Source organism: Methylorubrum salsuginis, assembly GCF_900114375.1.
Classification (GTDB): domain Bacteria; phylum Pseudomonadota; class Alphaproteobacteria; order Rhizobiales; family Beijerinckiaceae; genus Methylobacterium; species Methylobacterium salsuginis.
The window spans coordinates 20,500-41,302 of record NZ_FOSV01000002.1 but is presented as its reverse complement, the minus strand read 5'-3'; the positions used below and the strand labels follow the sequence as shown (position 1 = coordinate 41,302).

19 protein-coding genes are annotated in these 20,803 nt (G+C 69.6%); 10 read left to right on the top strand and 9 right to left on the bottom strand.

From position 1 onward, the window contains the following. Positions 1 to 34: 34 nt before the first annotated feature. From acpS to leuB, 7 genes are all read left to right on the top strand, one after another. Positions 35 to 442 carry a holo-ACP synthase gene (gene acpS, locus BM140_RS02900; protein WP_091941829.1) on the top strand — a complete coding sequence of 136 codons (408 nt, stop codon included), beginning with the start codon at positions 35 to 37 and terminating at the stop codon, positions 440 to 442. 144 nt (positions 443 to 586) lie between these two features. After that, a complete protein-coding gene (gene lepB, locus BM140_RS02895) occupies positions 587 to 1,387 on the top strand; it encodes a signal peptidase I (protein WP_091941826.1) in 801 nt (266 codons plus the stop codon). Between the two features lie 67 nt (positions 1,388 to 1,454). Beyond that, a complete protein-coding gene (gene rnc, locus BM140_RS02890) occupies positions 1,455 to 2,225 on the top strand; it encodes a ribonuclease III (RefSeq protein WP_091941824.1) in 771 nt (256 codons plus the stop codon). After that, positions 2,218 to 3,162 (top strand): GTPase Era, encoded by a 945-nt coding sequence (era, locus tag BM140_RS02885; RefSeq protein WP_091941822.1) that lies wholly within the window; start codon positions 2,218 to 2,220, stop codon positions 3,160 to 3,162. The genes rnc and era overlap by 8 nt, the downstream gene beginning before the upstream one ends. Positions 3,163 to 3,364: 202 nt before the next feature. Continuing rightward, positions 3,365 to 4,282 (top strand): class I SAM-dependent methyltransferase, encoded by a 918-nt coding sequence (locus tag BM140_RS02880; protein ID WP_091941820.1) that lies wholly within the window; start codon positions 3,365 to 3,367, stop codon positions 4,280 to 4,282. Further along, positions 4,279 to 5,007: a pseudouridine synthase gene (locus tag BM140_RS02875; RefSeq protein WP_091941818.1), complete on the top strand. Its 729-nt coding sequence runs from the start codon at positions 4,279 to 4,281 to the stop codon at positions 5,005 to 5,007. The genes BM140_RS02880 and BM140_RS02875 overlap by 4 nt, the downstream gene beginning before the upstream one ends. A gap of 67 nt (positions 5,008 to 5,074) precedes the next feature. After that, positions 5,075 to 6,187 (top strand): 3-isopropylmalate dehydrogenase, encoded by a 1,113-nt coding sequence (gene leuB, locus BM140_RS02870; RefSeq protein WP_091942649.1) that lies wholly within the window; start codon positions 5,075 to 5,077, stop codon positions 6,185 to 6,187. A gap of 231 nt (positions 6,188 to 6,418) precedes the next feature. Here leuB and truB read toward each other — a convergent pair whose 3' ends face one another. From truB to rimP, 6 genes are all read right to left on the bottom strand, one after another. Further along, positions 6,419 to 7,450 carry a tRNA pseudouridine(55) synthase TruB gene (gene truB / locus BM140_RS02860; RefSeq protein WP_091941814.1) on the bottom strand — a complete coding sequence of 344 codons (1,032 nt, stop codon included), beginning with the start codon at positions 7,448 to 7,450 and terminating at the stop codon, positions 6,419 to 6,421. Between the two features lie 110 nt (positions 7,451 to 7,560). Then, complete coding sequence (gene rbfA, locus BM140_RS02855; protein WP_091941812.1) at positions 7,561 to 7,989, bottom strand: 30S ribosome-binding factor RbfA; 429 nt, start codon at positions 7,987 to 7,989, stop codon at positions 7,561 to 7,563. A gap of 98 nt (positions 7,990 to 8,087) precedes the next feature. After that, a complete protein-coding gene (gene infB, locus BM140_RS02850; protein ID WP_091941810.1) occupies positions 8,088 to 11,081 on the bottom strand; it encodes a translation initiation factor IF-2 in 2,994 nt (997 codons plus the stop codon). Beyond that, positions 11,082 to 11,867, bottom strand: coding sequence for an RNA-binding protein (locus BM140_RS02845; RefSeq protein WP_091941808.1), 786 nt, complete (start codon positions 11,865 to 11,867; stop codon positions 11,082 to 11,084). Positions 11,868 to 11,896: 29 nt separating this feature from the next. Continuing rightward, on the bottom strand, positions 11,897 to 13,567 hold the full coding sequence (nusA, locus tag BM140_RS02840) for a transcription termination factor NusA (RefSeq protein WP_091941806.1): 1,671 nt from the start codon (positions 13,565 to 13,567) through the stop codon (positions 11,897 to 11,899). 117 nt (positions 13,568 to 13,684) lie between these two features. After that, positions 13,685 to 14,446, bottom strand: a complete 762-nt coding sequence (rimP, locus tag BM140_RS02835) for a ribosome maturation factor RimP (RefSeq protein WP_091941804.1) — start codon at positions 14,444 to 14,446, stop codon at positions 13,685 to 13,687. Positions 14,447 to 14,688: 242 nt separating this feature from the next. Here rimP and BM140_RS02830 point away from each other — a divergent pair, with 242 nt between their 5' ends. Then, positions 14,689 to 15,339 carry a CatB-related O-acetyltransferase gene (locus tag BM140_RS02830; protein WP_091941802.1) on the top strand — a complete coding sequence of 217 codons (651 nt, stop codon included), beginning with the start codon at positions 14,689 to 14,691 and terminating at the stop codon, positions 15,337 to 15,339. Between the two features lie 13 nt (positions 15,340 to 15,352). On the opposite strand, the gene BM140_RS25325 is transcribed toward BM140_RS02830, so the two are convergent. Further along, a complete protein-coding gene (locus BM140_RS25325) occupies positions 15,353 to 15,982 on the bottom strand; it encodes a hypothetical protein (RefSeq protein ID WP_131803731.1) in 630 nt (209 codons plus the stop codon). 568 nt (positions 15,983 to 16,550) lie between these two features. Next, positions 16,551 to 17,585, bottom strand: a complete 1,035-nt coding sequence (locus tag BM140_RS02825) for an aspartate-semialdehyde dehydrogenase (RefSeq protein WP_091941800.1) — start codon at positions 17,583 to 17,585, stop codon at positions 16,551 to 16,553. Between the two features lie 345 nt (positions 17,586 to 17,930). Between BM140_RS02825 and BM140_RS02820 the strand changes: the two genes are divergently transcribed. Together BM140_RS02820 and BM140_RS02815 are read left to right on the top strand one after the other, a co-directional pair. Continuing rightward, the gene (locus BM140_RS02820) at positions 17,931 to 18,845 is read left to right on the top strand and encodes a hypothetical protein (RefSeq protein WP_244535266.1); all 915 of its coding nucleotides are present in this window, start codon (positions 17,931 to 17,933) and stop codon (positions 18,843 to 18,845) included. A gap of 115 nt (positions 18,846 to 18,960) precedes the next feature. Continuing rightward, on the top strand, positions 18,961 to 19,377 hold the full coding sequence (locus BM140_RS02815) for a hypothetical protein (RefSeq protein ID WP_091941798.1): 417 nt from the start codon (positions 18,961 to 18,963) through the stop codon (positions 19,375 to 19,377). Positions 19,378 to 19,524: 147 nt separating this feature from the next. Here BM140_RS02815 and BM140_RS02810 read toward each other — a convergent pair whose 3' ends face one another. Further along, positions 19,525 to 20,697 carry a M20 aminoacylase family protein gene (locus BM140_RS02810; protein WP_091941796.1) on the bottom strand — a complete coding sequence of 391 codons (1,173 nt, stop codon included), beginning with the start codon at positions 20,695 to 20,697 and terminating at the stop codon, positions 19,525 to 19,527. Between the last annotated feature and the right edge of the window lie 106 nt (positions 20,698 to 20,803).

Genomic DNA, 20,803 nt, shown 5'->3' with positions numbered 1-20,803 from the left:
AACGCGCGAAATCTCGCGAGCCCAGGAAGAAACCATGATCCTCGGCATCGGCACCGATCTCTGCGACATCCGCCGGATCGAGAACTCGCTGGACAAGTACGGCGAGCGCTTCACCCATCGGGTCTTCACCGAGGGCGAGCGGGCGAAGTGCGACCGGCGGGCGGCGCGCGCCCCGTCCTATGCCCGGCGCTTCGCCGCCAAGGAGGCCTGCGCCAAGGCGCTCGGCACCGGCATCGGCCAGGGGGTGTTCTGGCGCGACATGGAGGTGGTGAACCTCCCCGGCGGCCAGCCGACGCTGCGACTGACGGGGGGTGCGCAGGAACACCTCGCCCGCATGGTGCCGGAAGGCTACGAAGCGCGGCTGCACATCACGCTCACCGACGAACCGCCTCTGGCACAAGCCTTCGTGATGATCGAAGCGGTCCCGGCGGCTCAGCCCTGAAGCATATACAAGGCTGAGCCGGCTTATCCCCGCGTTGCGGGCGGGCCGCGCATGGTCTAGACCCCCCGCCCAGCAGAACGAAGGGACGGCGGTCGGTCTCGGACCGCGCGTCGGCCCCGGATCGCTGCGACGGCCACAGAAGACATGGAACACGCACGCGTGGATCGCGACAGCAAATCGGAGATCCGGGCGGCGGAACCCGGCACCTGGGAAAGCATCCGCGAGACCGTGAAGGTCGGCGTCCAGGCGCTGCTGATCGCCCTCGTCGTGCGCACGCTTCTGTTCCAACCGTTCAACATCCCTTCGGGCTCGCTGATCCCGACGCTGCTGATCGGCGACTATCTGTTCGTGTCGAAGTACACCTACGGCTACTCGAAATACTCCCTGCCGCTGTCGGAGTACCTGCCGTTCGAGGCGCATGGGCGGGTCTGGGCAGCCGAGCCGAAGCGCGGCGACATCGCCGTGTTCAAGCTGCCGAAAGACAACGCCACCGACTACATCAAGCGCGTCATCGGCCTGCCCGGCGACAAGATCCAGATGATCGAGGGCGTGCTCAACATCAACGGCAAGCCGGTCAAGCGCGAGCGTATCGCCGATTACGAAACCCTCGACGCCTTCGACCAGACCGTGAAGGTCGCCCAGTACATGGAGACCCTGCCGGGCGGGGTCACCCACAAGGTGATCGAGCGCGACGGCGACCGCGGCTTCTGGGACAACACCACCGTCTACACGGTGCCCGACGGGCACTACTTCATGATGGGCGACAACCGCGACAACTCGACCGATTCGCGCGACCTGTCCAGCGTCGGCTACGTCCCGTTCGAGAACTTCGTCGGCCGGGCCGAGATGATCTTCTTCTCGATCGACGAGCGCACGCCTGCCTGGCAGCTCTGGCGCTGGCCCGCGGATGTCCGCTGGAACCGCCTCTTCACGACGATCCACTGACGCTCTACCATTTCACCGTGATCACGGAATCGGCAGGAAGTCCCGCCCTCTCGAGGGGCGGGCGGCGTTGAGCGCGTCCGACGAGAGCGCCCCGCGCTCCAGCCGTGCCCGGCGCGCCCAGCGGCCGCGGCCGGGCCTCGACGTGTTGGAGGCCCGCATCGGCCATCACTTCACCGACTCCACGCTGCTGCCGCTGGCGCTGACCCATGTCAGCAAGGCCGGCCATACCGGCCGGGTCGGCAGCTACCAGCGCCTCGAGTTCTTGGGCGACCGCGTGCTGGGGCTCGCGATTGCCGAGAGCCTCTACACCGCCTTCCCCGAGGCGGAGGAGGGCGAGCTGTCGCGCCGTCTCGCCGGCCTCGTGCGGCGGGAGACCTGCGCCGCCGTGGCCGAGGCCTGGGAGGTCGGCCCCCATCTCAATCTCGGCCCCGGCGAGGTCCAGACCGGCGGGCGGCGCAACCAGACCATCCTGGCCGACGTCTGCGAGGCGATCCTCGGCGCGGTCTTCCTCGATGCCGGCTATCCGGCCACCAAGGCCATCGTGCAGGCGGCCTTCCGCCCCGGCGAGGTCACCGGCGCCCCGCGCGGGCGCGACGCCAAATCGTCGTTGCAGGAATGGGCGATGGCGCGCAGCCTCGCGATTCCGCTCTACGAGGTGGTGGATCGCTCCGGCCCCGACCACGCCCCGGTCTTCCGCATCGCCGTGCGGGTCGATGGGATCGAACCGGGCTACGGCGAGGGCAATTCCAAGCGCGTGGCCGAGCAGGAGGCCGCCCGCGCCGTGCTGGCCCGCGAGGGCATCGGCGGCACCCAGGATCAGGACAACACCCATGGCTGAAGACGACGCGGCAGACGCCCCGACCGAACAGAGGCAGCCGCAGGACACGCGCGCCGGCTTCGTCGCGCTGATCGGCGTGCCGAATGCGGGCAAGTCGACGCTGCTCAACGCCCTCGTCGGCGCCAAGGTCTCGATCGTCTCGCGCAAGGTGCAGACGACGCGGGCGCTGGTACGCGGCATCGTCATGGAGGGCGCCGCCCAGATCATCCTGGTGGACACCCCCGGCATCTTCGCACCCAAGCGCCGCCTCGACCGGGCGATGGTGCATTCGGCCTGGAGCGGCGCGGCCGATGCCGACGCGGTCTGCCTGCTGGTCGATGCTCGAAAAGGGATGGACGAGGAGGTTGAGACCATCATCCGCCGCCTGCCCGAGGTGAAGCGGCCGAAAATCCTGATCCTCAACAAGATCGACCTGATCCCCCGCGAGCGCCTGCTCGAACTCGCCGCCAAGCTGAACGCCGAGGTGCCGTTCGAGGACACCTTCATGATCTCGGCGCTCAAGGGCGACGGCATCGAGCGCCTGCGCGAGGCCTTGGCCCAGCGGATGCCGCCCTCCCCCTGGCTCTACCCCGAGGATCAGGTCTCCGACGCGCCGCTGCGGATGCTGGCCGCCGAGATCACCCGGGAGAAGATCTACGACCGGCTCCACGAGGAGTTGCCCTACCGCTCCACCGTCGAGACCGACCAGTGGCAGGTCCGGCCCGACGGCTCGGTGCGGATCGAGCAGACCATCTTCGTCGAGCGCGAGAGCCAGCGCTCCATCGTGCTCGGCAAGAACGGCCAGACCATCAAGGCGATTGGGCAGGCCGCGCGCATCGAGATTTGCGAGGCGGCCGAGGCCAAGGTCCACCTGTTCCTACACGTGAAGGTTCGCGAGAACTGGGCCGACGACCCCGCCCGCTACCGGGAGATGGGGCTGGAATTCCCGACGGGTTAACTTTCTCTTTTTTCGCTTCCCCTCCGATCCCCTCCCCTCATCCTGATGTGGCGGCGCGAAGCGGCGCCCTCGACGGAGGGCTCCCAGAATCGCGCGATGAGCGGGAGCCCGCCTTCGAGGCCGCTTCGCAGCACGTCAGGACCACGTGGAGGAGGCGGGGAAGCCGGGAACGCAAGAACCGAAAGCCAGTTGATGCGAGTCCATGCCCCCTGCCCCTGACGCCATCGTCCACGGCCTGCCGCCGGCCGAACTCGTCGCGGTGCCCGAGGGCGCCGCGCAGGTCTCGCCGCTGATCCCCGATTCCGCCCGGCTCGAAGACATCGCCCCCGACAGCCTGGAGCATGCGGTGCTGCTGGCGCCCCCCGGCACGGTCGAGCGGCGCTACGTTCTGGCGCTGGCGCTGCGGGCGCTGAAGCCCGGCGGGCAGCTCACGGTGCTGGCGCCGAAGGACAAGGGCGGCACGCGCCTGGCCAAGGAGCTGCGCGGACTCGGTTGCGCGATCACCGAGGAGGCCAAGCGCCATCATCGCATCTGTGCCGCCACGCGCCCCGCCGTGCCCGCTGGTCTCGACGAGGCGATCCAGGCGGGGCGCCCGCGCCACATCGACAATCTCGGCCTGTGCACCCAGCCCGGCATCTTCTCCTGGGACCGGCTCGATCCCGGCACGGCGCTGCTGCTGCGCCACCTGCCGAGCCTGTCGGGCAAGGGCGCCGATCTCGGCTGCGGCCTCGGCATCCTCTCACTCGCGGTTCTGCACTCGGAGAAGGTCACGGCGCTCGCGATGATCGACATCGACCGCCGGGCGATCGAGATGGCCCGGCGCAATGTCGGCGAAGCCCGCGCGAGCGCGTATTGGGCCGACTTGCGCGGGTCCGAGCCGGGGCTGACCGGCCTCGACTTCGTCGTGACCAACCCGCCCTTCCACGATGGCGGCGCCGAGGATCAGGCGCTGGGCAAGGCGTTCATCACCCGCGCGGCGGCCGCGCTTCGCAACGGCGGCACCCTCTACCTCGTGGCCAACGCCCACCTGCCCTACGAGGCGCCGCTCCGCGCCGCGTTCAAGACCGTCACGCCCACGGTGACGGAAGGCGGCTACAAGCTGTTCGAGGCCCGCAAATGAAGGCCCTGCGCCTCGACCGGCTGCTCGCTAATCTCGGCTACGGCTCGCGCCGGGAGATCGAGGGTTTGGCCCGTGCCCGCCGCATCCTCCGCGACGGGCAGCCGCTGACCGACGCCTCCGCCCGCATCCCCCTCGACTCCGACCTTCCGGTCCGCATGAGCGTGATGGGCGAGCCGCTCGATCCGCTGCCGGGCCTGTGCCTGATGCTGCACAAGCCGCTGGGCGTCACCTGCTCGCACAAGGAGGCGGGGCCGCTGGTCTACAGCCTGCTGCCCGAGCGCTGGCGCCGCCGCGATCCGGCGCTCTCCACCGTCGGCCGCCTCGACAAGGAGACCTCGGGCCTGCTGCTGCTCACCGACGACGGCGCCCTGCTGCACCGGATCATCGCCCCGAAGGCCAAGGTGTCCAAACGCTACCGGGTGAGCCTCGCCCGCCCGCTGCAGGGCGACGAGGCGGCGATCCTGTCTTCCGGCGAACTGATGCTGGAGGGCGAAGACAAGCCGCTGCTGCCGGTGGAGATGGAGGCCGAGGACGCCACCCACTGCACGGTGACCCTGCACGAGGGCCGCTACCATCAGGTCCGCCGGATGTTCGCCGCCCTAGGCAACCACGTCGATGCCCTCCACCGCGACAAGGTCGGCGGGCTGACGCTGCCGAACGATCTGGCGGCGGGCGCATACCGGATTCTGGGGCCGGACGCGATCGCCACGATTTTCGCCGGATAGGCGCGACTTGCGGCAGGATCGCCGCACCGATAAGGCGCGGGGCATCCTGCCAACCTGCGAGTCCGCCATGTCCACCTACAAGCTCCTGCTCCTGCCCGGCGACGGCATCGGCCCCGAGGTGATGGCCGAGGTCGAGAAGGTGGTGGCTTGGCTCGGAAAGGCGGGCCTGGCCTCGTTCGAGACCGAGCACGGCCATGTCGGCGGTTCGGCCATCGACGCCCACGGCAAGCCGCTCTCCGACGAGACGCTGGCGCGGGCCGACGCGGCGGACGCGATCCTGCTCGGCGCCGTCGGCGGTCCGAAGTGGAACGGCATCGCCTACGACCTGCGCCCCGAAGCCGGCCTCCTGCGCCTGCGCAAGGATCTCGGCCTGTTCGCCAACCTGCGCCCGGCGATCTGCTACCCGGCGCTCGCCGAGGCCTCGGCGCTCAAGCGCGAGCTGGTCGAGGGGCTCGACATCATGATCGTGCGCGAGCTCACCGGCGGCGTCTATTTCGGCGAGCCGAAGGAGATCACCACGCTGGAAGACGGCTCGAAGCGCGCCGTCGACACCCAGGTCTACACCACCGCCGAGATCGAGCGGATCGCGCATGTGGCCTTCGACCTCGCCCGCAAGCGCTCGGGCCGCGTCGCCTCGGCCGAGAAAAACAACGTGATGAAGACCGGCGTCCTGTGGAAGGAGGTCGTCACCAAGGTCCATGCCGAGCATTACGCCGAGGTCGAGCTGGAGCACGTGCTGGCCGACAACTGCGCCATGCAGCTGGTGCGCCGGCCCAAGCAGTTCGACGTGCTGGTGACCGACAACCTGTTCGGCGACGTGCTCTCGGATGTCGCCGCGATGCTGACCGGTTCGCTCGGAATGCTGCCCTCGGCCTCGCTCGGCGCGGTCGATGCCCGCGGCACCCGCAAGGCGCTCTACGAGCCGGTCCACGGCTCGGCCCCGGACATCGCCGGCAAGGGCTACGCGAACCCGATCGCGATGATCGGCTCGCTCGCCATGTGCCTGCGCTACTCGTTCGGCCTGGGCGAGGCCGCCGACCTCGTGGAGGGCGCGATCACCAAGGCGCTGGCCTCCGGCGCCCGCACCCGCGACATCGCCGGCGAGGGTCAGGACGCGATCAGCACGACGCAGATGGGCGACGCGATCGTGCGGGAATTGGAGATCGCGCGCGGGGTCTGAGCGAGCGCGGGACTACCCCTCTCCCCCGCACGCGGGGAGAGGCCCACAGGCACCTTGTCGTGCCTGTGGGAAGCGGAGGCGAAGCCGGAGCGGCGGTGAGGGGGCTTCGACGGAAGAGGCTCATCCGTAAATGCCCCCTCACCTTCGCCTGCCGGCTCGCTTCGGCGACGACAGGGTCGCCGAAGCCCTCTCCCCGCAAGGCGGGGAGGGGGGATGCTCATCTCAAAAGAATCAGTTGCGCGGCTGCGGGGCCGTTCCGCCTAAGTGAAACACCCGGTGCGGCACCAGTTCGCCGCGCTCGACATCGCCGACCGCCACGAGCACGCCGCCGCAGGTCGCGTAGGCCTTGCCTTCCATCGGGGCGTCCTGGCCGCGCAGGATCACCGGCTGGCCGCGCATCAGGCGCAGACCCATGTCGCGGCTCACCGCCACCGCGGGCACCTCGTCGAGGGCCGTCTCGACCGGCTTGAGCTGCGCCTCGGTGCTTTCCTCCAGCGCCTCGACGCTGCAGGCATTCGCCTCCTCGAACGGGCCGACGCGGGTGCGGCGCAGGGCCGAGACGTGGCCGTGGCAGCCGAGCAGCCGGCCGAGATCGCGCGCCAGCGCCCGGACATAGGTGCCCTTGCCGCATTCGGCGGCGATCACGGTGCGGTCGCCGCTATGCTCGATCACCGAGAGATGGTCGATCTGCACCCGGCGGGCGACCAGTTCCACCACCTCGCCGTCGCGGGCGAGGTCGTAGGCGCGCTCGCCCTGGATCTTGATGGCGGAGAAGCGCGGCGGCACCTGCTCGATCTCGCCGACGAAGTTCGGCAGCGCGGCTTCCACCGCCTCGCGGGTCGGGCGTTCGTCGCTGGTGGCGACGGGTTTGCCCTCGGCGTCGTCGGTGTCGGTCTCGACGCCCCAGCTGACCTCGAAGCGGTAGGCCTTGCGGCCGTCCATGACGAAGGGGACGGTCTTGGTGGCCTCGCCCAATGCGATCGGCAGGATGCCTGAGGCCAGCGGATCGAGGGTGCCGGCATGGCCCGCCTTCTTGGCGTTGAACAGGCGCTTCACGATGGCGACGGCCTGCGTCGAGGTGATGCCGACCCCCTTGTCGAGCACGACCCAGCCGCTCACGTCGTTCTTCTTCGGCCGGTCGTGGCGCGGGCGCCCGCGCTGGGGCCGGCGGCCGTTGCGCGGCGGACCGTCATGGCGGCGGGCCTCGCCGCGCGGCGCCTGCGGCGCCTCGTCCGACGATGGGGAAGAAATTTCGTCCTGCATCCTGTCCTCGATCGACGGGGGTTTTTCGGGAAGACTCGTCCCGTCTTCGGGCCCGCACGGGCCCGGATTTCGTCGGAAGATGGGGCCGGCCCAAGCCGGCCCGCTCCGGATCAATCGTCCGTGGACGAATCCGTTTCGCCGTCCCGCGGCGCGCTCTCAAGGTCCCGCTGAACCTTGTCGCTTCTGAGGAGCCGGTCGATGCGAGCGGCCTCGTCGAAGGTCTCGTCGCGGAGGAAGCGGAGTTCCGGCGCGTATTTGAGGTTGACCCGCCGGGCGACCTCTTGGCGCAGAATCTTCTTGTTCCGCTCAAGCGCGGCGATCACCGGCGCCTCGTCCTGGCCGCCGAGCGGCATGACGTAGGCGGTGGCGAGCTTGAGGTCGGGCGACATGCGCACCTCGGGCACGGTGACGACGTGCGAGCCGAGCACCGGGTCTTGGATGTCGCCGCGCTGGAGCACCTCGGCGATCGCGTGGCGCACGAGTTCGGCCACGCGCTGCTGGCGCTGCGAGGGGCCGGACGGGGTCTGTTTCTGAGCCATGTCGTTCTGGTGGAGCCGGAAGGCTCGTGGTGAATGGAAAGGGGCCGCGGCTCTCGCCGCGGCCCCGCTTTCCGAAGGGCAGTGAGGCGGGCGCCGCTTTAGAGCGTGCGCTTGATTTCCTCGATGTTGAAGCACTCGATGAAATCGCCCACCCGCATGTCCTGGTAGTTCTGGAAGGACATGCCGCACTCGTAGCCGGCCGTGACTTCCTTGGCGTCGTCCTTGAGGCGCTTGAGCTGCGACAGCCGGCCCTCGTGGATCACCACGTCGTTGCGCAGCAGGCGGACATGGGCGCCGCGCTGGACCACGCCCTCCATGACGCGGCAACCGGCGATCTTGCCGACCTTCGACACGTCGAAGATCTGCAGGATCTGCGCCTCGCCGAGCTTCTCCTCGCGGAGCGTCGGCGGCAGCATGCCCGACAGCGTGGCTTTGATGTCGTCCACGAGGTCGTAGATGATGCTGTAGTAGCGGATCTCGGTGCCGTCACGCTCGGCCGCGTTGCGGGCTTCCTTGTGGGCCCGCACGTTGAAGCCGATCACCACCGCCTTGGAGGCGTTGGAGAGCGTGATGTCCGACTCGGTGATGCCGCCGACCCCCGACAGGAGGATGCGCACGCCGACCTCGTCGTTGCCGAGCGCCGTGAGCGCGCCGACGATCGCCTCGACCGAACCCTGCACGTCACCCTTGATGATGATCGGCAGTTCCTTGCGGTTGGCGCCTTCCTTGGCCTCGCGCATCATGTCGACGAGCGAGCGGTTGGCGCCGCCGGTGCGGGCGTTCAGGCGCTCGCGCTTGATGCGGGCGCGGTACTCGGTGACCTCGCGGGCGCGGGCCTCGTTGGCCACCACGATCACGCGGTCGCCGGCATCCGGGGTGCCGTTGAAGCCGAGCACCTCGACCGGGACCGAAGGACCGGCATAGGGCACGTGCTTGCCGGTGTCGTCGATCAGCGCCCGGATGCGGCCCCACTCGGCGCCGGCCACGACGATGTCGCCGGTGAACAGCGTGCCGCGCTGGACCAGAACCGTGGCCACGGGGCCGCGGCCGCGGTCGAGCTGGGCCTCGATCACCGTGCCTTCGCCGTCGCGCTTCTCGTTGGCGCGCAGGTTCATGATCTCGGCCTGGAGCTGCAGGCCTTCCAGCAGGTCGGGCAGACCGTCGCCGGTCTTGGCCGAGACCTCGAATTCCAGGGTCTCGCCGCCCATCGACTCGACCTGGATGTCGTGCTGCAGCAGCTCCGTGCGGACCCGCTGGGGGTTCGCGTCCGGCTTGTCGATCTTGTTGATCGCGATGATGAGCGGGACGCCCGCCGCCTTGGCGTGCTGAATCGCCTCGACGGTCTGGGGCATCACGCCGTCATCGGCCGCCACCACGATCACGACGATGTCCGTCACCTTGGCGCCGCGGGCACGCATGGAGGTGAAGGCCGCGTGGCCGGGGGTGTCGATGAAGGTGATGAGATCGCCCGACGGCGCCGACACCTGATAGGCGCCGATATGCTGGGTGATGCCGCCAGCCTCGCCCTCGACCACGTTCGCCTTGCGGATCGCATCGAGCAGCGAGGTCTTGCCGTGATCGACGTGACCCATGATCGTGACGACCGGCGGACGCGGCTCCAGATCCTCCTCCAGATCCGGCTCGTCGGAGCTGAGGCCCTCCTCGACGTCCGACTCGGCGACGCGGCGCACGGTGTGGCCCATCTCCTCGGCGATGAGCTGGGCCGTGTCCGAATCGATCACGTCGGTGATCTTGTGGATCTGGCCCTGCTTCATCAGCAGGCGGATGACGTCCACGGCCCGCTCCGACATGCGGTTGGCGAGTTCCTGGATGGTGATCGTCTCGGGGATCGTCACGTCGCGGGCGATCTTCTCCTTGGGCTCCTCGTGCCGGTGCCCGCTCATCCGCTGCTGGCGGCGGCGGAACGCGGCGACGGAGCGGGTGCGCTCATCCTCGCCCGCGGTGGCGTTGGCGATGGTGAGGCGGCCACGGTTCCGGTCGCCGCCCGGCGACTTCGGCGTCTTGGGCGGCGTGATGATCTTGAGCGGCATGCCGGGACGCCGGATCACGCGCTTGGTGTCCGACTCGTCCTCCATCGCCGGAGCGCCGGGGCGCGCGGCCGGGCGCGCGGCGCCCGCACCGGCGGGACGGGCGGCGGTGGTCGGCGTCGGCGCCTTCTCCGGCTCCGGCGCCGGGGCCGGCTTCGCCATGAAGTTCAGGTCGCGCGGCTTGCGGTTGTCCGCGGTGATGACGCGGCGCGGCTCGGCCGGCGGCTGCGGCGTCGCCGGACGCGGCGCGGCCGAAGCGACGGGACGCGCGGCACCCGGACGGGCGGGCGCACCGGGACGAGCCGGGGCGGCACCCGCGGCCGGGCGGGCCGCGGCGGGAGAAGCCGGACGCGCAGGGGCGGCAGGCCGCGCCGGAGCGGCGGCCGCCGGACGGGCCGTTGCCGGAGCGGGGGTCGCGGACGCGACGGGCGAAGCAGCCTGGGCGGCCGCGGGGGCCTGAGCCGCCGGGGCGGCGGGCTCGGGCGCCGGAGCGGCGGCCGCGCGGGCGGCCTCCTCCTCGGCACGGCGGCGCGAATCCTCGGCGGCCTTGCGGCGGAGCTCGTCCTCCTGACGGCGACGCTCCTCCTCCTCGCGGCGGCGGGCCTCGGCGGCCTCGCGCTCGCGGCGCTCGGCCTCCTCGCGCTCCTGGCGGGCCTTGATCTCGGCCTCGGCGCGGGCGCGGTTCTCGGCCTCGCGGCGCTGGGCATCGGCCAGCGCACTGGCGCGGGCGTCCCGCTCCTGCTCGCTGAGCGTGCGCAGCACGACGCCCGAGGCGGAGCGGCCGGCGGGCCGGGCCGCCGGGGTCGGCGCGGGCGCGACCGATGCCGGACGCGGCGGCGGAGCCGCGATGGGCTCGCGCGGCGCGTTCGTTCCGGGGGCGGCGCCGATCGTGCGCCGCTTCACCGTCTCGACCACGACGGACTTCGACCGCCCGTGGGAGAAGCTCTGACGCACGGTCCCCTGCTCGACCGGGCGCTTCAGCGTCAACGGCTTCGAGGGGGCCCTGTTCTGCGTCTTGTCACCCGGATTGTTCGTATCGCTCATTCAGTCTGAACCCTGAGGGCTTCCATCGTCAGCGCGGCCGGCGGCGGGCAAGCCCGGCCGAGTCAACGTCATTACATCGTCGTGCGAATCGAAGGCAGTCGCGCCGGCATCGGGCGGGGCATCCACCTCGGACGCCGACGCCAACCCTTCGAAGGCCCGGAACCGACGCCAACGCGCGAGATAGCCGGTGGTGCCGGCTCCCGCGACGAGGGCAGCGTGTATCACATGATCCCGCCCCAAGGCCATGTCCAATTCGGGGTTGGACAGATCATCGATAACGGGAATGCCCGATATGGCCTCGCCGTGCCGCCGACGCAAGGCGTTTGCGAGCTTGCGACGCCCGTCCGGCATGGCGTCGGAGGCGTGAATCACCGCCGCGACACTCTCGGCCCCGAGAATCGCCGCCTCGACCTTGCCGAAGCCGGTGACGACGCAGCCGGCCTTGTTGGCAAGCGCCAGCGCCTGGCGCATGTCCGTGCGCAAGCCCTCGGCGACGCGGTCGGGCAGGTCGGGCGCCACGCTCACGCCGCTCGTCTTGAAAGCGCGGTTGAAGGCGCGGCGCTTCACCGCTGCCGCCACCGTCTCGCGGCTGGCCGTGACCCAGGCGCCGCGGCCGGGAAGCCGGGCGCGCAGGTCCGGCACCACCGTGCCGTCGGGCCCGAGGACGAAGCGAATCATCGCCTCGGGCGCTTGCGTGACGCGGGTGACGATGCAGGTGCGCAGGGGCTCGCGGCCGCGGGCGGGCCCACGGTCGAGGGGAAGCGCCTCCTCGGGCGCCTCCTGCATGCCGGTGCTCTCGCTCACCCGCGCGCGCCTCAGGCGTTCTGCGACTCGGGACGGGCCTCGCCCTCGGCGGGCGCCTCGGCCTCACCTTCGGCGGACTCGGCGTCCTCGGCCGCCTCTCCTTCCTCACCGGCCTCTCCCTCGGGCTCGGGCAGCGATTCGATCCAGCCGGCCTTGAGGCGGGCGGCCATGATGAGCGCCTCCGCCTCGGCCCGCGACAGCTCGAACCCGTCGAGATAGCCCGCGTGGCGCACGGCCTCGGGGCCGCGGCCCTCGGTGTAGCCGACGAGGTCGTCGGTGGCGCAGCCGGCCAGATCCTCGACCGACTTCACCTCGTTCTCGCCGAAGGCCACCATCATCGCGGTGGTGACGCCGTCGATCTCGCGCAGCTCGTCCTCGACGCCGAGTTCGCGGCGGCGGTCGTCCTGCTCCTGCTCGATGCGGGCGAGGTGATCCTGGGCGCGGGCCTGGATCTCGGCGCCGGTCTCCTCGTCGAGGCCCTGGATGTTCGAGAGCTCCGCCACGTCGACGTAGGCGATCTCCTCGACGTTGCGGAACCCTTCCGCCGCCAGCAGCTGGCCGACGGTCTCGTCGACGTCGAGCGCCTCCATGAAGACCTGCGTGCGCTCGGCGAACTCCTTCTGCCGGCGCTCCGATTCCTCGCCCTCGGTGAGGATGTCGATGTCCCAGCCGGTGAGCTGGGAGGCCAGCCGCACGTTCTGGCCGCGGCGGCCGATGGCGAGCGAGAGCTGGTCGTCGGGCACCACGACCTCGATGCGGTCGGCCTCCTCGTCGAGCACCACCTTCACGACTTCCGCCGGCTGGAGCGCGTTGACGATGAAGGTCGCCTGATCGTGCGACCACGGGATGATGTCGATCTTCTCGCCCTGCAGCTCGCCGACCACCGCCTGGACGCGGGAGCCGCGCATGCCGACGCAGGCGCCGACCGGATCGATCGAGCCGTCGCGGGAGATCACGGCGATCTTGGCGCGCGAGCCCGGATCGCGGGCGACCGCCTTCACCTCGACGATGCCGTCGTAGATCTCGGGCACTTCCTGGCCGAACAACTTGGCCATGAATTGCGGATGCGAGCGCGACAGGAAGATCTGCGGCCCGCGCACTTCCGAGCGCACGTCGAACAGGTAGGAGCGGATGCGGTCGCCGGGGCGGAAGGTCTCGCGCGGGATCATCTCGTCGCGCCGGACGATGCCCTCGCCGCGGCCGAGATCGACGATGACGTTGCCGTACTCGACGCGCTTGACGACGCCGTTGAGGATCTCGCCGATGCGGTCCTTGTACTCGTCGTACTGGCGGGCGCGCTCGGCGTCGCGGACCTTCTGGACGATGACCTGCTTGGCCGATTGCGCGGCCACGCGCCCGAAATCGAACGGCGGCAGGGTGTCGGAGATCACGTCGCCGACCAGCGCGCCGGGATTGTAGCGACGGGCCTGATCGAGGGTGATCTCGCGGGCGTCGTTCTCGACCTGATCGACCACGAGCAGGTGGCGCGACAGGCGCAGCGCCCCGCTCTTGGTGTCGATCTCGGCGTGCACGTCGGTCTCGGCGCCGTAGCGGGAGCGGGCGGCCTTGGCGATCGCCTCCTCCATCGCCTCGATGACGATCTGGCGGTCGATCACCTTCTCGCGGGCCACCGCGTCGGCGATCTGCAGGAGTTCGAGCCGGTTGGCGCTGACGACGGCCATGGGGTCTATCCTCTTGTGCGGTCTCGTGAACGCCCGCCCCTCGGGGCGGAGTCTTCGTCCGTGTTCGGGGAGCATCGTCTTCGTTCGATGGCCGGAAGCCACCGTTCGGGACGAGGCTCAGTGGAGCGTGTCGCGGTTCTTCAGGCGGGCAGCCTTGGTGACGACGCCGGGGCCGGGCTTGCCCTTCGGCTTCTGCCCCTTCGCCTTCACCGGCTTGTCGGCTTTCGGCTTCGGGCGCTTCGGCTGCGGGATGACGCGGAACTGCGGCGCCTCCTCGGCTCCGTCCTCGTCGTCCTCCGCCTCTTCGTCGAGGTCGTCGCCGTCCTGGGGCGGGGCCGAACCGCGCCGCAGCGACTCGCGGATCAGGTCGTCGGTCAGCACGAGATGCGCTTCGGCCAGATCGCGCAGGGGCAGCTCGATCCGGCTCGGCAGGCCGGGCTTCACATCGGGCAGGTCGATGGCGACGGTCGCGCCATCGGGGCTCGGGACGTTGAGGATGCCGCGGAAGCGCTTGCGCCCGTCCAGCGGCACGGCCAGTTCCACCTTCGCCTCGTAGCCGGCCCAGCGCTCGAAATCCGAGACGCGCACCAGCGGCCGGTCGATGCCCGGCGAGGAGACTTCGAGGTAATAGGCGCCGCCGACCGGGTCCTCGAGATCGAGCAGCGGCGAGATCGCCCGGCTCACGGTCTCGCATTCGTCCACGCCCATGGTGCCGTCGGGCCGCTCGGCCATGATCTGCACCGTGCAGCCCTGGGCGTTCGAGATCTTCACCCGCACCAGCCGGAAGCCGAGCCCCTCGATCGGACCCTCGACCACCTGGGCGACGCGCGCGGCGACGCCCGTCTCCCCGACCAGACGCTTCTCGGTGGGCTCCGCCATGCTGTCGTTTCCGGCCCGCTCGACTTGGGTTGAACTTGGCTGTTCCAATGCGGACAGGCTCGCGGAAACAAAAAAGAGCGGGCCCCGGAGGACCCACTCCCGCAAGCAGCCTATCGACTGCACCAGAAATGTTGAGCCGTGACTTAGACCCGCCGCGCGCGGAATTCAAGCGATTCGATGAGGCGCGCCGCGCTCCTGCCATCGCCGGCTTTCATGGACGCCTCATGCGAGAGGAGACCGCCATGCCCCATCGCCCCGGCCCCGACCCGGACGCCCTGCACCCCATGCCGGGCCACAGCCGCGTCACCTTCGTCCGCAACCTCGCGCTCCCCAAGAACGTCGAGGTTGGCGCCTATACCTATTACGACGATCCGGCCGGGCCCCAGGCCTTCCTGGACGCGATCCTCTACCACTTCCCCTTCCTCGGCGACCGGCTGGCCATCGGGACGTTCTGCGCCATCGCGGCGGGCACGCGCTTCCTGATGAACGGCGGCAACCACCGCCTCGACGGTCTCTCGACCTATCCGTTCCCGATCTTCGGCGGCGACTGGATCGGCCGCTTCGACGGCGAGCTGAACTTTCCCAACCGCGGCGACACGGTGATCGGGAACGACGTGTGGCTCGGCTTCCGGAGCACGATCCTGCCCGGCGTGCGCATCGGCGACGGGGCGGTGGTGGCCGCGCATGCGGTCGTGAGCCAGGACGTGCCGCCCTACGCGATCGTCGCCGGCAATCCGGCCCGCGTGGTGCGCCGCCGCCTTTCGGAAGAAGACGCCGCGCGGATGCAGCGGATCGCATGGTGGGACTGGCCGGTGGAGCGGATCACCGCGCATCTGGCGCTGATCGGCGGCGGGGATGTGGGGGCGCTGGAGGCAGTGGCGCGGGAAGGGTGAACCACCGGCCCGCTCAGCCCACCTCCTCCAGCGGGAACGGGGTCGGCGCCCAGATCGCTTCGGCTTTGGTGCCAGCGACGTTCTCGCGCTCCCACCGATGCAGGATCGCGGCGAGCGCCGCGCGGTCGTCGTCCATCAGCGGCTCGCGCAGGGAGCGGATGCGCAGACTCCACGTTCGCCATCGCGCATCTTGATGAGGATAGTGCAATTCAGGCAACGCCTCGACCCGTTGCCACCAGCAACGCGCCAAATTCAGATTTCCCAGCGCGATGTCGTAGACAAGATTTTCGGAAAAATCTTTCCCCCAAGTATGCTCCATGGTCGCCTCGGTCAAAGAGCGACAAGCGTGCAACGTGTCTACACTGCGAAGGAGCTTCAAGGATTTGTCGGCGCAGGCCACAAAATCCGCCGGCATTGACGGATCGTCCCAGCACCAGGGTTTTGCTCGCTCATAAACATTGAATGGCCGACGGATGAAATCACAACAAAAGCCGGCATACAAAACAGGGCCCGGAAAAGGAAGGAAAAGAGGATTAAGAGTCCATGTTGGATTGAAATAAAGAGCTGATCGGGTCCGATCAATCCAAATTTCCCTCGCGACGTGTGCAACAGGAGTTAGCCAAAGCATGTGACCCGTGACCAAGGCAAGATCCGCGTGCCGGTCCAAGAGAGGACGGACCAAGTGCCGGACCTGTCGAGCCGTTGTCATCAGCGAGGTTTCACCTGCGTCACAATGATTCGGATCGTACCGGGAAAAGAGGTATTCGCCATGGTTGCGAGGGTACGGGCACGCTCCCGCGTGAGCTTGGCGTTGCCGGTCTTGTAATCATAGATGCATACCGTCTGCGGTACACTTCTTTCCAGCAAATCCAATCGAACCGATCCTGGTGCTCCATACTGTGCCTGCGGGCGCCCGCGGCTGATCCTCGGAGAATTTGCGCCGTAGGGTCCGTTCGAGCCGGACCGCCTCAAGATCGAGCGCCGCCCCTGCCAGCAGACCCCGAATGGCCGCGACCTCGGCGCGACGGTTCCCGCGATGGTTCATGCCTCGATCCTCCTGCCTCCGGAACAGGAAGATATGCATTCTATGACTTAAGTCATTTTACAGGACTTTCGTCCCAAAGAAGGCAGTCGCCTGCCCGGCACCACCCAAACGAAAACGCCGCCCCGAGGGGCGGCGCTTCGCGACGTCGATGATGGTGTCGTGAGCGTCAGGCCGCCGGGCGCGCCTTGCTCAGCAGCTTGCGGTTCACCAGCACCTCGGCGATCTGCACGGCGTTCAGCGCCGCGCCCTTGCGCAGGTTGTCCGAGACGCACCAGAAGTTCAGGCCGTTCTCGACCGTGGCGTCCTCGCGGATGCGGGAGATGTAGGTGGCGTCCTCGCCCGCGGCCTCGTGCGGGGTCATGTAGCCGCCGTTCTCGCGCTTATCGATCACCAGGACGCCCGGCGCATTGCGAAGAATTTCGGTCGCCTGCTCGGGGGAGAGCGGGCGCTCGAACTCGACGTTCACGGCCTCGGCGTGGCCGATGAACACCGGCACCCGCACCGCGGTCGCCGTGAGCTTGATCTTGGGATCGAGCATCTTCTTGGTCTCGGCGACCATCTTCCACTCTTCCTTCGTGTAGCCGTCCTCCATGAACACATCGATGTGCGGGATGACGTTGAAGGCGATCCGCTTGGTGAACTTCTTCGTGACGACCTCACCGGCGGTGAAGACCGCGCGGGTCTGGCTGAACAGCTCGTCCATGGCGTCCTTGCCGGCGCCGGAGACGGATTGGTAGGTCGAGACCACGACGCGCTTGATCGTCGCCGCCTCGTGGAGGGGCTTCAGGGCCACGACGAGCTGCGCCGTCGAGCAGTTCGGGTTGGCGATGATGTTGCGCTTGGTAAAACCCTCGACCGCGTCGGCATTCACTTCCGGCACGATCAGCGGCACGTCGGCGTCGTAGCGGAACGCCGACGAGTTATCGATGACCACGCAGCCGGCCTGCCCGATACGGGGCGACCACTCCTTCGAGGCCTCGCCGCCCGCCGACATCAGGCAGATGTCCGTGTCGGAGAAGTCGTAGGTGTCGAGGACTTTGACCTTGAGAATCTTGTCGCCGAAGGAGACCTCCTGGCCCTGGCTGCGACGCGAGGCGAGCGCCACGACCTCGTCGGCCGGGAAGGCGCGCTCGGCCAGGATGTCGAGCATCTCGCGGCCCACATTGCCCGTGGCTCCGACGACGGCGACCTTGTAACCCATTTGTCCAACTCCGCTGCGCGGACGTGATCTCTTTATCGAGGAAAGACCGGCCCGCTCCCCGTTCGGGCGGCGTCCACGCCGTGCCGTCGGGGAATCCATAGGCGGAAGAGCCCGCCCCGAAGCAGCGAGGTGGGTTTTCCGGCGTGCGGAGCAAGAGGACCGTCGCGTCGGGCTGTCAAGGGGTGCGCCGGGGGCGGCGTGAGGCGCGGTGACGAAGCGCCCCCGTTGAAACGGCCGATTCACCTTGGGTGGAGAATCACGAGGACGGCGCCGGCGCGGCAACCGGGTGGTGCGGGGCGCCGGGCAAGGTGGGGATCAATCCCCTTCCCGCCGCGAGGACGTGCCATGCCCCCCAGCCTCGACGAACCCTTCGTCGCGGATGCGCGCGACGACAGCCCGGACGGACAGGACCTGCGCGGCCTCGCCCGGCCCCGGCCGCTGCGCCGGGCCCGGCTCGCTGCGAAGCTCACCGCCTGCGCCGCCCTCATCAGCGGCCTGTCGCTCGCCGCCCGCGACCGGATGACCGCCCCGGAGCCGCGGGACTGGACCGACCCGCCGCGCAGCGAGGTCGTGGCCCCGCGCGCGGTCGCCTCGGCCGAGCCCCTCCTGACCCTGATCGCCACCGCCTCCGATCCGGCCGCCCCGCCCCCGCAGGCCGAGCCGAGCCGCTGGGACCCCACCCGCGGCCAGCGCGAGGACAGCGTGAGCCAGGGCAGCTTCGACGCCATCGAGGCGCCCTGGCTCCTCGTCACCGCGACCGACCCCGGCACCGCCCGCGCCGAGCCGGCCCCGAGCCTGTTCGTCACCCTGGTGCGCCGGGCCGCCGACGGGCGGGGCCTGTCCGTCACCCGCACCGGCGAACGCGGCGTGGTGGCGACGCGCTACGGCAGCTTCGAGACGGTCGAGACGGTGCTGAGCGGCGACGGCGCCCGCACCTGCACGGGCTTCCGCAGCCTCGACCTCAACACGCTGCGCCTCGACGGCTGGCTCTGCGGCATCCTCGGCCAGGCGCCGGAGAAGCGGGCCCTGGCCTGCGCCATCGAGCGGATCACCCTCTCGGGCCGGGTCGCGGCGGCACTCGGCGCAGGCGAAACGGGCAAGGGCGAAACGGGCAAGGGCGGGACGGATGCCTGCGCGCCCGAAGCGGTCGCCGGGGCGCCCGGCGACCACACCGGATCGATCGCCATGGCCGCGATGGCCGGACCGGCCGCGGGAGCGGGTGCCGTGAGACACATTGCGGCAAAACGGCGGCGGAAATGATGGGCTCCCCGCCACAATCGGGGAACAACGGCCACGCCTGAACGTCTACTCTGCAACAGGCGGGATTCTTAACGAAGGCCCCGATACGGTCCCCTCGCAATCAACAAGGTGTGCCATGCGCTCGACCAAGATCGCCCTCCTGGGCGCCATGACCCTCACGGCAATCGGCTTCGGGACGGCGGCCGAGGCGCAGGGTCCCTACGGCAATCCCGGTTACGTGCGCGTGAGCCAGCCTCTGCCGATCCGCATCCGTCCCCGCTCCTGGCTCGATGCCGGCAACGTGGTGGAGCCGGGCAACGGCTCGGTCTCGAACCCGGCCACCAACCCGGCCTTCATCGCCGCCTCGAACCAGCTCAACCCGGTCTACGGCCGCAACGACCGCTTCGGCGGCGGCATCCTGCCCGATCCGATCACCAACGGCCCGTTCATCGGCGCCCGCTCGACCGCGATCCGCAACGTCGATTTCTCGTTCATCGACGGGATCGACCCGACCTCCTACGTCTCCCGCACCGGCATGAACCCCTACCGGTAAGGGTTTCGACGAAACTACGGACGATGCGGGCCCTGCGGGGCCCGTTTTCGTTTCGAGAAGGACATTCCGGGCTCAGCCGGGCCCCCTCGCCCCGCACGCGGGGCGAGGGGATGCGCGCTCCGCCGAGGCGATCGACCCGAACCGGCCTCACGCCCCCTTCGGCAATCCCGTCTCGATGATCCGGGCCCAGAGCGAGGCGCCGTAGGGGATCGCCGCGTCGTTGAAGTCGTAGTCCGGGTGGTGGAGACCGGCGGACGGCCCGTTGCCCATGAAGATGTAGGCGCCGGGCCGGTGGGCCAGCATGTAGGAGAAATCCTCCGCCGCCATCATCGGCGCCACGTCGCGCTCGACGTGACCGGCCCCCACCACCTGCTCGGCGATGTCGGCCATGAAGTCGGTCTCGGCCGGGTGGTTCTCGGTGGCCGGGTAGCCGCTGGCGAAATCGACCGTCGCGACCGCCCCGAAGGCGCCGGCGACACCGGTCACGATCGCCTCGATCCGGCGCAGCACGAGGTCGCGCACCTTGGGCGTCAACGCCCGCACGGTGCCGCGCAGCTCGGCCCGCTGCGGCAGCACGTTGAAGGCGTGGCCCGCCTCGACGGCGCAGACCGAGACCACCGCGGAATCGAGCGCCTTCACGTTGCGCGACACGATCGATTGCAGGGCGACCACGACGTGGCTCGCCACCAGCACGGAATCCACCGCCGCGTGCGGCAGGGCCGCATGCCCGCCCTTGCCCTCGATCAGGATGGTGAAGCGGTCGGTCGAGGCCATGATCGGGCCGGGCCGGATCGCGAAGGTGCCGAGGGGCTGGTCGGGAATGTTGTGCAGGCCGTAGACCGCCTCGACGCCGAAGCGCTCCATCATCCCGTCCTTCACCATCGCCTCGCCGCCGCCGCCGCCCTCCTCGGCGGGCTGGAAGATCAGCACGGCGCGCCCGTCGAAGTCGCGCGTCTCGGCGAGGTATTTGGCGGCGCCGAGCAGCATGGCGGTGTGCCCGTCATGTCCGCAGGCGTGCATCTTGCCCGGCACGGTCGAGCGGTAGGGCAGGTCGCGGGTCTCCTGGATCGGCAGCGCGTCCATGTCGGCGCGCAGGCCGATGGCTCGGTTCGAGGCGTGGCCCCGGCCCCGGATCACGCCGACGACGCCGGTGCGGCCGATGCCGGTGGCGACCTCGTCGCAGCCGAATTCCCGCAGCTTGTCGGCGACGAAGCCGGCGGTGCGGTGCACGTCGTATTGCAGCTCGGGATGCGCGTGGAGATCGTGCCGCCAAGCGGCGATCTCGTCGGCGAAACCGGCGATGCGGTCGATGACGGGCATGGATCCCAACCCTTGCGGAGCGACGTCCGAACGTCCCGGATCGTCCCCAGCAAGCAGAAGGCCAAGGCCGGGTCAACGGCGAAGCTTGTTTTTGGGGCGGGGCTTC

Excerpts from the sequence above, each read along its gene's own strand:
- BM140_RS02830 (WP_091941802.1), top strand. The coding sequence starts at position 14,689 with ATGCCCCATCGCCCCGGCCCCGACCCGGACGCCCTGCACCCCATGCCG.
- rbfA (WP_091941812.1), bottom strand. The coding sequence starts at position 7,989 with ATGGCTCAGAAACAGACCCCGTCCGGCCCCTCGCAGCGCCAGCAGCGC.
- BM140_RS02880 (WP_091941820.1), top strand. The coding sequence starts at position 3,365 with ATGCCCCCTGCCCCTGACGCCATCGTCCACGGCCTGCCGCCGGCCGAA.
- BM140_RS02825 (WP_091941800.1), bottom strand. The coding sequence starts at position 17,585 with ATGGGTTACAAGGTCGCCGTCGTCGGAGCCACGGGCAATGTGGGCCGC.
- BM140_RS02820 (WP_244535266.1), top strand. The coding sequence starts at position 17,931 with ATGCCCCCCAGCCTCGACGAACCCTTCGTCGCGGATGCGCGCGACGAC.
- era (WP_091941822.1), top strand. The coding sequence starts at position 2,218 with ATGGCTGAAGACGACGCGGCAGACGCCCCGACCGAACAGAGGCAGCCG.
- leuB (WP_091942649.1), top strand. The coding sequence starts at position 5,075 with ATGTCCACCTACAAGCTCCTGCTCCTGCCCGGCGACGGCATCGGCCCC.
- infB (WP_091941810.1), bottom strand. The coding sequence starts at position 11,081 with ATGAGCGATACGAACAATCCGGGTGACAAGACGCAGAACAGGGCCCCC.
- acpS (WP_091941829.1), top strand. The coding sequence starts at position 35 with ATGATCCTCGGCATCGGCACCGATCTCTGCGACATCCGCCGGATCGAG.
- truB (WP_091941814.1), bottom strand. The coding sequence starts at position 7,450 with ATGCAGGACGAAATTTCTTCCCCATCGTCGGACGAGGCGCCGCAGGCG.
- BM140_RS02815 (WP_091941798.1), top strand. The coding sequence starts at position 18,961 with ATGCGCTCGACCAAGATCGCCCTCCTGGGCGCCATGACCCTCACGGCA.
- nusA (WP_091941806.1), bottom strand. The coding sequence starts at position 13,567 with ATGGCCGTCGTCAGCGCCAACCGGCTCGAACTCCTGCAGATCGCCGAC.
- rimP (WP_091941804.1), bottom strand. The coding sequence starts at position 14,446 with ATGGCGGAGCCCACCGAGAAGCGTCTGGTCGGGGAGACGGGCGTCGCC.
- lepB (WP_091941826.1), top strand. The coding sequence starts at position 587 with ATGGAACACGCACGCGTGGATCGCGACAGCAAATCGGAGATCCGGGCG.
- BM140_RS02845 (WP_091941808.1), bottom strand. The coding sequence starts at position 11,867 with ATGCAGGAGGCGCCCGAGGAGGCGCTTCCCCTCGACCGTGGGCCCGCC.
- BM140_RS02875 (WP_091941818.1), top strand. The coding sequence starts at position 4,279 with ATGAAGGCCCTGCGCCTCGACCGGCTGCTCGCTAATCTCGGCTACGGC.
- BM140_RS02810 (WP_091941796.1), bottom strand. The coding sequence starts at position 20,697 with ATGCCCGTCATCGACCGCATCGCCGGTTTCGCCGACGAGATCGCCGCT.